9 protein-coding genes are annotated in these 11,391 nt (G+C 57.8%); 2 read left to right on the top strand and 7 right to left on the bottom strand.

All coding sequences use genetic code 11. The features are described 5' to 3' along the window. Window positions 1–32: 32 nt before the first annotated feature. From AC13C8_RS12380 to AC13C8_RS12365, 4 genes are all read right to left on the bottom strand, one after another. A complete protein-coding gene (locus AC13C8_RS12380) occupies window positions 33–173 on the bottom strand; it encodes a hypothetical protein (protein WP_091427591.1) in 141 nt (46 codons plus the stop codon). Window positions 174–262: 89 nt separating this feature from the next. Continuing rightward, on the bottom strand, window positions 263–661 hold the full coding sequence (gene mutT / locus AC13C8_RS12375) for an 8-oxo-dGTP diphosphatase MutT (RefSeq protein ID WP_091427590.1): 399 nt from the start codon (window positions 659–661) through the stop codon (window positions 263–265). Window positions 662–680: 19 nt separating this feature from the next. Then, window positions 681–1,982: a bifunctional glutamate N-acetyltransferase/amino-acid acetyltransferase ArgJ gene (gene argJ, locus AC13C8_RS12370; RefSeq protein WP_482847578.1), complete on the bottom strand. Its 1,302-nt coding sequence runs from the start codon at window positions 1,980–1,982 to the stop codon at window positions 681–683. Between the two features lie 18 nt (window positions 1,983–2,000). Then, a complete protein-coding gene (locus AC13C8_RS12365; protein ID WP_482847576.1) occupies window positions 2,001–2,897 on the bottom strand; it encodes a peptidylprolyl isomerase in 897 nt (298 codons plus the stop codon). Between the two features lie 179 nt (window positions 2,898–3,076). Here AC13C8_RS12365 and secA point away from each other — a divergent pair, with 179 nt between their 5' ends. Together secA and AC13C8_RS12355 are read left to right on the top strand one after the other, a co-directional pair. Next, window positions 3,077–5,749: a preprotein translocase subunit SecA gene (gene secA, locus AC13C8_RS12360; RefSeq protein WP_091427584.1), complete on the top strand. Its 2,673-nt coding sequence runs from the start codon at window positions 3,077–3,079 to the stop codon at window positions 5,747–5,749. Window positions 5,750–5,836: 87 nt separating this feature from the next. Beyond that, window positions 5,837–7,396, top strand: coding sequence for a substrate-binding domain-containing protein (locus AC13C8_RS12355; RefSeq protein ID WP_482847574.1), 1,560 nt, complete (start codon window positions 5,837–5,839; stop codon window positions 7,394–7,396). Window positions 7,397–7,398: 2 nt separating this feature from the next. Here the strand turns inward: AC13C8_RS12355 and radC are convergent, their stop codons facing one another. The 3 genes from radC to dnaK all read right to left on the bottom strand — a co-directional run bounded on the left by radC (window position 7,399) and on the right by dnaK (window position 11,344). Further along, window positions 7,399–8,139, bottom strand: a complete 741-nt coding sequence (gene radC, locus AC13C8_RS12350; RefSeq protein WP_091431908.1) for a RadC family protein — start codon at window positions 8,137–8,139, stop codon at window positions 7,399–7,401. 85 nt (window positions 8,140–8,224) lie between these two features. Further along, a complete protein-coding gene (gene dnaJ, locus AC13C8_RS12345) occupies window positions 8,225–9,367 on the bottom strand; it encodes a molecular chaperone DnaJ (RefSeq protein WP_091427580.1) in 1,143 nt (380 codons plus the stop codon). Between the two features lie 63 nt (window positions 9,368–9,430). Beyond that, on the bottom strand, window positions 9,431–11,344 hold the full coding sequence (gene dnaK, locus AC13C8_RS12340; RefSeq protein WP_482847573.1) for a molecular chaperone DnaK: 1,914 nt from the start codon (window positions 11,342–11,344) through the stop codon (window positions 9,431–9,433). Window positions 11,345–11,391: the final 47 nt, after the last annotated feature.

Here is an 11,391-nt window from a genome sequence, read left to right as displayed (position 1 = left end):
TTTGCCAACAGGCAATCAATACCGGTGATGGGTTAAGCTGCCTTGCGCTGGTCAACCGGGCGACCCGAAAACAAGCGATCTTCGACCCGAACGACGATACGTCCGTCTGAAAGATCCCGGACATACTGACCCTGCACCATTACGCAACTTCCAAGCACAATCGTCCGCAACATCAGAATTCTCCCAATTCATAGACAACGATTCGGTGCAACCATAGCAGGTATTTTGTGTTTGAACATATTCTCGCCAAGATGTGCGCGGTTTACAGCCAGTCACGCAAAATGGGGATCAGCGGAAGGTCGGCTGGTGGCATGGGATAGTCTCGAAGTTTGTCTATACGCGCCCAGCTAAGCAATTGACCTTCTTGCGGTTTTGGCTGGCCTTCCCATTTTCGACACGCAAAGACCGGCATCAAAAGGTGAAAGTCTTCATAGCTGTGGCTGGCAAAAGTCAGCGGCGCAAGGCAAGAGGCCCAGGTGTCGATATCAAGCTCTTCCTTGAGTTCACGGATCAGTGCGTGCTCGGGCGTCTCGCCGGGCTCAACCTTGCCGCCGGGAAACTCCCACAGCCCTGCCATGGATTTGCCTTCGGGTCGTTGCGCCAGCAACACCCGACCATCGCGGTCGATCAGCGCCACGGCCGAGACAAGAACAACCTTCATTCCACGCCCCTAACCCGCGTTATGATCGATAGTCAGCGTTGATTTGAATATATCCATGGGTCAGATCGCAGGTCCAGACAGATGAAGTGCCGTCACCAACACCCAGATCGACGGCAATGACAAGCTCGTCCCGTTTCATATAGTCCGCGCCATCTTCCTCGCGATACTGCGGTGAAACCCAGCCATCTTCGGCCACCAGAACATCCCCGAACCGGATCGACAGCTTGTCGCGTTCGGCATAGGCACCGGATTTTCCGATCGCCATGACCACGCGACCCCAGTTCGGGTCTTCGCCCGCAATTGCGGTTTTCACCAGCGGGGAATTTGCGATCGCCAGTGCGTGAGTGCGAGCATCAGTGTCGGATCTCGCGCCGGTGACGCGCACCTCGACGAATTTGGTTGCCCCCTCGCCATCGCGCACGACCTGATGTGCCAGATCCAGCATGACCCCATGCAAAGCGGTGCGGAATGCCTGGTTGCCTTTCTTGACCTCGACGCCCGAAGCGCCGGTGGCCGCCAAAAGAAGCGTGTCAGATGTGGAGGTGTCACTGTCCACGGTGATGCTGTTGAAGCTCGTTTCAGTCAGCTCCGACAGCATGGATTGCAGGTCGTCCTGCGCAACTTTGGCGTCGGTAAAGATGAACACCAGCATGGTTGCCATGTCAGGTGCGATCATACCTGACCCTTTGCCGATCCCGGCAATATGGACGGTGCGATCCCCCATCTTGACCTCGGCCTTGGCACCTTTGGCGAAGGTATCGGTGGTGCGAATGGCTTGTGCGGCTTGTTCCAGCCCGTCTGGCACCAACGTGCCTGCCATCTCATCAATCCGTGCGACAATGCGATCATGGGGCAAAGGCTCGCCAATCACGCCAGTTGAGGCAGTATAGACCCTGTTTTTCGGAATCGACAGCGCCCTGGCCACCTCGGATGTGATGGCGTCAACCGACCCGTCACCGGCGGCACCCGTAAACGCGTTCGAGTTTCCGGCATTGACCAGAATCGCGGCACCCTCGGAAGTGTCGGACCCCAATTTGGCCTGACAATCCAACACAGGGGCAGAGCGCGTTGCCGACCTGGTAAAGACGCCAGCGATGGAGGTGCCGGGTTGCAGTTCGGCCAGCATGACGTCCAGCCGATCTGCATATTTGATCCCCGCCTTGGCCGCCGCGAACCGCGCGCCCGCTATCACCGGCAGGTTGGGGAAGGTTTTTGGCGCCAGCGGTGCGATGGCATGGGTATGTGTCTGTGCGGCGACAAGTCGCGCTTTCAACTTCCGCATCTTCTTTTTCAGCTTCTTGATCTTGGCATTCTTCCCCATGCCCACACCCTTTTTGGTTTACTTGTCCAGAAGCGTCATATCACGCAACGCGGCCGGGTCGATCCCCTCAAGCGCGATGCGGTCAATTTTTGCGGCATCCAGCAGCGCCTTCAGTGCGGCTTCGACAGCGTCGTTCTCGACTTTGGCGCTTAGTTCGTCGCGCACTTCGTCCAGCGTCGGCGCGCCTTTCATCCGGGTTTCATTCAGCTTGATCACATGCCAGCCAAACTGCGTTTGGACAGGGGCCGAAATGGCACCAGCTTCCAAGCCCATCACTGCATCTTCAAATGGCTTGACCATCATACCGGCAGTAAACCAGCCCAAATCGCCACCATTTGGACCCGAGGGGCCGGTGGAGTTTTCTTTCGCCAGCTCGGCAAAATCCGCCCCGCCGTCCAGTTCCTCGATCAGTTCTTTCGCCTTGTCTTCGGTTTCCACCAAGATATGAGCGGCACTGAATTCCTGTGTCGGTTCGGCATTGGCATATTCCGTATCATATGCCGCCTGCAAAGCCTCATCGGTCACGGCACCCGAGATTACTTCTTCTACCTTTTCATTGGCAGCCAGTTCACGACGCTGGTTCTCCAGACGAATCTCGGCGCGGTTGCTCAGTTCGCCCATGGCTTGCCCCAAAACCGCCTGCTGGATCAATTGTTCGACAATGCCCGGCAGCAGCACATCATCGGGCAATTGCTGAAACTGCTCGGGAAGGCTGGCCCGCGCAGCAACCAGATGCGCCATGGTGATGTCTTCACCGTTGACGGTGGCAATCACCGTGTCGCCTGTCAGCTCGATCATTTCGACCTCTGGCATGTCCGTTTGTGCCTCGGTCGTGCCGGTATCTTGGGCACTCAGTGGTAGCGCCAGCCAGACCGACAAGGCGGAGGTCAAAAGAAGAGCGTTGCGTTTCAACATGTTTTTATCCTCAAATCAGGCCGGGTTCCCCGGCAACATTGACAGTTTTACACCCGGCGCTTACATCGCTTGAAGGCTTGAGAGCGCTGGTTCTTGAGCCCCTAGATAGGGGGCCATGCAGGGACGGGCAAGTTCCCTCTGGTCACACCAGCGTCAGAACCGCATTGAGGCAAGAAAATATGCTTGGAAAAATCGCGCGCAAGGTCTTTGGCACCCCCAATGACCGAATGATCAAAACGACCCGCCCGATCGTCGAACAAATCAACGCGCTTGAGGATGAATTTGCCGCCCTGACGGATGACGGCATCATCGCCAAGACCGAAGAGTTCAAAAAACGCATCGCAGACGGCGAAAAGCTGGATGCGATCCTGCCCGAAGCCTTCGCGAACTGCCGTGAGGCTGCGAAACGCGCGCTGGGCTTGCGGGCATTTGATACGCAGTTGATCGGCGGGATTTTCCTGCACCGTGGAAACATTGCAGAAATGAAGACCGGCGAAGGGAAAACCCTTGTCGCAACCTTCCCCGCCTATCTGAACGCGCTGTCGGGCGACGGTGTCCATATCGTTACGGTGAACGACTATCTGGCCAGGCGTGACGCGGATTGGATGGGCAAGGTTTATGGCGCGTTGGGGCTGACAACCGGCGTTGTCTATCCGCATCAGGCAGATGACGAAAAACGCGCCGCCTATGCCTGTGACGTGACCTATGCGACCAACAATGAGCTTGGGTTCGACTATCTGCGCGACAATATGAAATCCGAACTGAAAGATATGTATCAGCGCGGTCATAATTTTGCGATCGTGGATGAGGTTGACTCGATCCTGATTGACGAGGCGCGCACGCCCCTGATCATCTCTGGTCCGTCCGAAGATCGCTCAGAGCTTTATGTGACCATCGACGCGCTGATCCCAGAGCTGACTGAAGAGCATTATACGATTGACGAAAAGAACCGTGGCGCCACTTTTACCGAGGAAGGCAACGAGTTTCTGGAAGAGGTGCTGCATGCGCGCGGCCTGCTGCCTGAAGGTCAGTCGCTTTACGACCCGGAAAGCACGACCATCGTTCACCACGTCAACCAGGGCTTGCGGGCGCACAAGCTGTTCCAGCGCGACAAGGACTATATTGTGCGCGACGGTGAAGTTGTGCTGATCGACGAATTTACCGGACGCATGATGGCCGGTCGCCGCATGTCTGAAGGCCTGCACCAGGCGATTGAAGCCAAGGAAGGCTGCAAGACACAGCCAGAAAACGTGACCTTGGCCTCTGTGACGTTCCAGAACTATTTTCGCCTGTACAACAAGTTGTCCGGCATGACCGGCACGGCCCTGACCGAAGCCGATGAATTCGACGAAATCTATGGCTTGGGTGTGGTAGAGATCCCGACCAACCGACCCATTGCGCGGGTGGACGAGCACGATGCCGTCTATCGTACCACGGGCGAGAAATATGGCGCAGTGGTCGAGGAAATCCGCACCGCCAACGAAAAAGGGCAGCCGATCCTGGTCGGCACCACCTCGATTGAGAAATCGGAAACGCTGTCGCAGCTTTTGACTGAAGCGGGCATCAAGCATGACGTTCTGAACGCGCGCCAACACGAGCGTGAAGCGCAGATCGTTGCAGACGCAGGTAAGCTGGGCGCCGTGACAATCGCCACGAATATGGCCGGTCGGGGGACCGACATCAAGCTGGGCGGAAACGTTGAGTTCAAGGTGATGGAGGCGATTGCTGCCAACCCTGATGGCAACCCCGACGAAATCCGCGCCGAGATTGAAGCCGCCCACAAGGCGGATGAACAAGCCGTGAAAGAAGCCGGTGGCCTGTTCGTTCTGGCCACCGAACGTCACGAAAGCCGTCGGATCGACAACCAGTTGCGCGGCCGTTCCGGCCGTCAGGGCGACCCGGGTCGATCATCGTTCTTTCTGTCGCTGGAAGATGACCTGATGCGCATTTTCGGATCCGAGCGGTTGGAAAAGGTGTTGTCCACCCTTGGCATGAAAGAAGGCGAGGCGATCATTCACCCGTGGGTGAACAAGTCGCTGGAGCGTGCGCAAGCCAAGGTCGAAGGCCGCAACTTCGACATTCGTAAACAACTGCTGAAGTTTGACGACGTGATGAATGATCAGCGGAAAGCGATCTTTGGTCAGCGTCTGGAAATCATGGAAGCCGAAGACCTGTCCGAGATCGTGGGTGATATGCGCCATCAGGTGATTGACGATCTGGTTGACGTTCATATGCCACCAAAATCCTATGCGGATCAGTGGGATACCCAGGGCTTGCAAGCGGCGGTGATCGAGAATCTGGGCTTCGAAGCCCCGGTAATTGACTGGGCCGCCGAGGAAGGCGTGGACGATGACAGCATTCGCGAACGGCTTTACGATGCATCGGACGCCTTCATGGCCAAGAAAGCCGCAGATTTCGGGCCAGAAACCATGCGGTCCATCGAAAAGCAACTGGTGCTGCAAACGATCGACAGCAAGTGGCGCGATCATCTTCTGACGCTGGATCACCTGCGCTCGGTCGTCGGGTTCCGCGGCTATGCCCAACGTGATCCGCTGAACGAATACAAGAATGAAGCGTTCCAGTTGTTCGAAAGCCTGCTGGATGGTCTGCGTGCCGATGTGACCAAGAAACTGGCCCAGATTCGCCCGATGTCCGAGGAAGAACAGCAGGCGATGATGCAGCAGATGGTCCAGCAGCAGAAGGCGTTGGCGCAGGCTGCGGATGAAGCTCAGGATACGAAGGACGGGTTTGACGAAACCAACCCGGCGACATGGGGCAACCCGTCACGCAACGATCCCTGCCCTTGCGGATCAGGAAAGAAGTTCAAACATTGTCACGGTCGATTGGCATGATTGGTCGCGCTGACAACATCAGTGGTTGAAATCCCGCACGCCAATTCGGATGATTGCGCAAGGGATTTGCACGGGTTGGGGGGCGCCATGAACATTTTGCGCGCGGTCGTCGCGATGGCCTACGTGATGCTGGCAACTGGTCAGGCCGCTGTCGCTGGCGATGTAACGCTGACCTCTCGGGATGGCGAGATCGAGCTGACCGGCACCCTTCTGACCTTCGATGGCGAGTTCTACCGGGTGGATACCGAGTTTGGCATCCTGACCGTCGACAGTTCCGGCGTCACCTGCGAGGGACCGGGTTGCCCAAACCTTGGACCGTTTGTGGCGGAACTGACCATTTCAGGAGCTTATGCGATGGGCGAGGTGTTGTTTCCTGCCCTGGTCGAAGGCTTCGCACTGCGCGAAGGGTATGCGCTCAAACGTGAAGAAGTGTTGGGGATCGGCACGCTCTACACGCTCTATGATGGGGTTTCCGGGCAGGAACAGGCTCGCATAACGATCAAGCTGACCTCGAGCGCCGAAGGGTTTGCAGATCTGTTGGGGCAGCAGGCTGATATGGTTCTGTCGATGCGGCAGGCGTCGACCCGTGAACGCAGCATGGCGCGCGAGGCTGGGTTGGGCGATCTGCGGATTGCGCGGCAAAGCCGGGTGATCGCGCTGGATGCGCTGGTGCCGGTTGTGTCACCGGGTAATCCAGTTACCAAACTGTCCATTACGCAACTGGCGGCCATCTATGCCGGCAAGATCAGGAATTGGAGCGAGCTTGGCGGCGAAGACGCCCCCATCACGCCCTATCTGATGGATATCGAAGAAGGCTTTGGCCCTGCCTTCATGCAACAAGTCATCGCCGCAAGCGGTGTCAGCCTGTCGGATCGGGTGCGCTTCCATCCGTCGACCACAGCGTTGAATGATGCCATCGCGCGTGATCCGTTCGGCATCGCGATCACGTCCTTCATGCGCCCCGGCAATGGCGAGGTTGTTCAACTGTCCGGCACCTGTGGCTTCCGCGTGCAGGCATCGGCCCGGTCGATCAAGTCGGAAGATTATCCGCTGACCATGCCAATGTATCTGTATCTGCCCGAGCGGCGTCTGCCGCTTCTGGGGCGCGAGTTTCTGTCTTATCTTCGCACCGACAGCGCGCAGTTCGTGACGCGCCGGGCCGGGTTTGTCGATCAGGCGCTGACGCGTATTCCGATACAGGATCAGGGGGATCGTATGGCCAACGCCATTTCAGCAGCCGGTGACGAAGTGGCCCTGCCCGAGTTGAAGCGCATGGTGGATATGTTCGACGGCAAGGACCGCTTGTCGATCAGCTTCCGCTTCCAAGGGGGTTCGACCCGGTTGGATGCGCCTTCCCGTTCCAACGTCGCGCTGCTGGCTAAGGCTTTGGAAAGTGGGCGTTTTGATGGGCGTCAGATGGTGTTTGTCGGGTTCTCTGATGGACAGGGCGCGGCGGAGCAAAACCTTGATCTGGCCCGCAAACGCGCCACGGCTGTGCGCAAGCAGGTCTTGGCGCAGCTAGAGGCTTTCGACGATACCCGGGTTGATCTTCAGGTCGATGCGTTTGGTGAAGCGATGCCCATGGCCTGTGACGACAGCGCATGGGGGCGCCGCGTCAACCGTCGGGTCGAAATCTGGGTTGACTGATCTTAAAGATACCCCGACCCGCGAAAGCTAAGCTCTGTCGATTTGCCGATGATCAGATGGTCATGCAGTGTCAGACCCAGCGCGGTTGCCGCGTCGTTCACCTGCTGTGTCATCTGAATATCGCTATCAGATGGCGTGGGGTCGCCTGAAGGGTGGTTGTGCACAAGGATGATTGCCGAGGCATTCAGTTCCAGCGCCCGTTTGACCACCTCGCGCGGATAGACCGGCACATGATCCACGGTGCCCTGCCCCTGCGCCTCGTCCGCGATCAGAACGTTTTTACGATCAAGAAACAGCACCCGGAACTGTTCAGTGTCGCGATGCGCCATGGTCGTGTGGCAATAATCCAGCACCGCATCCCAGGATGAAATCACATGCCGCTGAATGACACGGCTGCGCGCCATGCGCTGCGCTGCGGCTTCCACGATCTTCAATTCGGTGATCACAGCGTCACCAATCCCCGGCACATCGCGCAGGCGCTGCACAGGCGCCGTCACCACGCGGTTGAAATCGCCGAATGTGTCCAGCAGACAGCGCGCCAGCGGCTTCACATCCCGTCGCGGAATGGCGCGGAACAGCACAAGCTCTAACATTTCGTAATCCGGCATTGCCTGCGCCCCGCCATCCATGAACCGATCGCGCAGGCGTTTGCGGTGGTCCTTGATATAGGATGGCAGTTTGCCGTCCTTGACCGCCACCGGAAGAACAGGCGCTTCGTCTGCGTCAAACAGCGCCTGTGGCATTTCATCGAACTGGAATTGTCTGCTCTCGGTCATGAGAGCAGACTGCACCAAAAGTGGTGAATGAAAGGTTAACAACGCATGGTTGTTAGCCTTTCATACTGTCCCAAAAACTCTTCACCTTGGTGAAGAAGGATGAGCTTTCGGGATTGTTCTCTTCCGACAGTTTTTCGAAATCGCGCAACAGCTCTTTTTGCTTCGCGGTCAGGTTCACCGGCGTTTCCACCGCAAGTTCGATATACATATCGCCACGCGGCCCGCCCCGCAGGCCCGGCATACCTTTTGACCGCAGACGCATCTGCCGCCCCGATTGGCTGCCCGCCGGGATTTTCACCCGCGACCGGCCGCCGTCGATGGTCGGCACTTCGATATCGCCGCCCAGCGCCGCAGAGGCCATCGAGACTGGCACGCGACAATGAAGATGCGGGCCTTCGCGGTCGAAGATCGGGTGCTCGGCCACGTCGATGAAGATATACAGATCCCCCGTCGGACCACCGCGCAATCCGGCTTCGCCTTCGCCAGACAAACGGATCCGCGTGCCGGTTTCCACCCCTGCCGGGATGTTGACCGACAGTGAGCGTTCCTTGTGCTTGCGGCCCGCGCCACCGCAGCTTTTGCAGGGGTTCTGGATCATCTGCCCGGTGCCCTGACAGGTTGGGCAGGTGCGTTCGACGGTAAAGAACCCTTGCTGGGCACGCACTTTTCCCATGCCCGAACAGGTCGGACAAACGGTTGGTTCGGCCCCCGCTTCGGCCCCTGTGCCACTGCATTCGTCGCAGGACACGGATGTCGGCACGTTGATGGTCTTTTGTAGCCCTGCGAACGCTTCTTCCAGCGTCACACGCAGGTTATAGCGCAGATCAGACCCTCGTTGCGCGCGCGCGCCGCCGCCACGACCGCCGCCCATGAAGTCACCGAACAGGTCGTCGAACACATCGGAAAACGCACTGGCGAAATCGCCATTGCCGCCATGGTGCCCGCCACCGGGACGGCCGCCCATGCCGCCATCAAAGGCAGCATGCCCAAACCGGTCATAGGCCGCTTTCTTGTCGGCATCCTTCAGCACGTCATAAGCCTCGTTCGCCTCTTTGAACTGGGCTTCGGCATCAGGGTTGTCCGAGTTGCGATCAGGGTGAAGCTCTTTTGCCTTCTTGCGGTAAGCCTTTTTCAGCTCCTCCGCAGACGCGCCCTTCGACACTCCGAGAACTTCGTAATAATCACGCTTTGACATGGAAATCTCCCTTTGGGAGGGGGCAGGGCTGCAAGGGCAGCCCCGCCCGTTACCTATTCAGACTTAACGCTTGTTTTCGTCGTCAAGGTCTTCGAAGTCGGCGTCGACAATGTCGTCATCCACCGCCGGAGGGCCGTCGGCGTCTTCGGGCTCTTCGCCAGCCGCTTCTTCTTGTTGCGACTTATAGATCGCTTCACCCAGCTTCATGGCCGCTTCGGTGACGTTCTGGATGCCCGACTTGATCTTGTCGGCATTGTCTTCTTCCATCACATCCTTCAGCGCGGCAATGGCCAGCTCGATCGCTTCGATCGTGGTCGGGTCGACCTTGTCGTTATGTTCTTCCATCGCCTTTTCGGTCGAATGGATCAGGCTTTCGGCCTGGTTCTTGGCTTCGACAAGCTCTTTGCGCTCCTTATCGGCCTCGGCATTGGCTTCGGCGTCTTTCACCATGGCTTCGATGTCGTCATCCGACAGACCGCCCGAGGCTTGAATGGTGATCTTCTGCTCTTTGCCCGTGCCTTTGTCCTTGGCTCCCACTTCCACGATGCCGTTGGCGTCGATGTCGAAGGTCACTTCGATCTGCGGCATGCCACGCGGTGCGGGTGGGATGTCTTCCAGATTGAACTGGCCAAGGATCTTGTTATCGGCGGCCATTTCACGCTCACCCTGGAACACGCGCAGCGTCACGGCGTTCTGGTTGTCTTCCGCGGTCGAGAAGATCTGCGACTTCTTGGTCGGGATCGTCGTGTTGCGGTCGATCAGGCGTGTGAACACACCACCCAGCGTTTCGATGCCCAGCGACAGCGGGGTCACGTCCAGAAGCACAACGTCTTTCACGTCGCCTTGCAGAACACCGGCCTGAATGGCGGCACCCATGGCCACAACCTCGTCCGGGTTTACACCTTTGTGGGGTTCCTTGCCGAAGAATTTCGACACTTCTTCGATGACCTTCGGCATACGGGTCATACCACCGACCAGAACCACCTCGTCGATGTCGTCTTTCGACAGACCAGCGTCTTTCAGCGCAGCCTGGCAGGGCTTCATCGAGCGTTTGATCAGGTCCGACACAAGGCTTTCCAGCTTGGCGCGGGTCAGCTTCATGACCATGTGCAAGGGCGAGCCATCCGACCCCATCGAGATGAAGGGCTGGTTGATCTCGGTCTGCGACGAGCTGGACAGCTCGATCTTGGCTTTTTCGGCGGCTTCTTTCAGGCGTTGCAAGGCCATCTTGTCTTTCGACAGATCGACCTGGTTTTCCTTTTTGAACTCGTCGACCAGATACTGAACGATGCGCATGTCGAAGTCTTCACCGCCAAGGAACGTGTCGCCGTTGGTGGATTTCACTTCAAACAGGCCGTCGTCGATTTCCAGAATGGTCACGTCGAACGTGCCGCCGCCAAGGTCATAAACCGCGATGGTGTGGGTTTCCGACTTGTCCAGGCCATAGGCCAGTGCAGCAGCCGTCGGTTCGTTGATGATGCGCAGCACTTCAAGGCCAGCGATCTTGCCGGCGTCTTTGGTGGCCTGACGCTGGGCGTCATTGAAATAGGCGGGCACGGTGATCACGGCCTGAGTGACTTCCTCACCCAAATAGCTTTCTGCCGTCTCTTTCATCTTGCCCAGAATGAAGGCCGAGATTTGCGAGGGCGAATATTTCTGCCCGGCAGCTTCAACCCATGCGTCACCATTGCCACCATCTACGATGGCGTAAGGGACAAGCTTCTTGTCTTTCTCGACAGCCGGGTCTTGCATGTTGCGACCGATCAGGCGCTTCACTGCAAAGACGGTGTTGTCGGGGTTGGTGACAGCCTGACGTTTTGCCGACTGACCAACAAGGCGTTCGTCGTCCTTGAAGGCGACGATCGAAGGCGTCGTGCGTGCGCCTTCTGCGTTTTCAATGACCCGCGGTTGCGAGCCGTCCATGATGGCAACACAAGAGTTGGTGGTGCCGAGGTCGATACCGATGACTTTAGCCATGCTCAAAATCCTCTCTTAGGCGATGTTGTGGGAGCCGACCTTGCAAA

The sequence above is a fragment of the Aliiroseovarius sp. B-4 genome (assembly GCF_056857795.1).
This window is presented reverse-complemented; position numbering and strand designations above follow the sequence as displayed.

Coding starts and splice junctions, on each gene's coding strand:
- dnaJ (WP_091427580.1), bottom strand. CDS start 9,367: ATGTCAAAGCGTGATTATTACGAAGTTCTCGGAGTGTCGAAGGGCGCG.
- mutT (WP_091427590.1), bottom strand. CDS start 661: ATGAAGGTTGTTCTTGTCTCGGCCGTGGCGCTGATCGACCGCGATGGT.
- AC13C8_RS12380 (WP_091427591.1), bottom strand. CDS start 173: ATGTTGCGGACGATTGTGCTTGGAAGTTGCGTAATGGTGCAGGGTCAG.
- dnaK (WP_482847573.1), bottom strand. CDS start 11,344: ATGGCTAAAGTCATCGGTATCGACCTCGGCACCACCAACTCTTGTGTT.
- AC13C8_RS12355 (WP_482847574.1), top strand. CDS start 5,837: ATGAACATTTTGCGCGCGGTCGTCGCGATGGCCTACGTGATGCTGGCA.
- argJ (WP_482847578.1), bottom strand. CDS start 1,982: ATGGGGAAGAATGCCAAGATCAAGAAGCTGAAAAAGAAGATGCGGAAG.
- AC13C8_RS12365 (WP_482847576.1), bottom strand. CDS start 2,897: ATGTTGAAACGCAACGCTCTTCTTTTGACCTCCGCCTTGTCGGTCTGG.
- radC (WP_091431908.1), bottom strand. CDS start 8,139: ATGCCACAGGCGCTGTTTGACGCAGACGAAGCGCCTGTTCTTCCGGTG.
- secA (WP_091427584.1), top strand. CDS start 3,077: ATGCTTGGAAAAATCGCGCGCAAGGTCTTTGGCACCCCCAATGACCGA.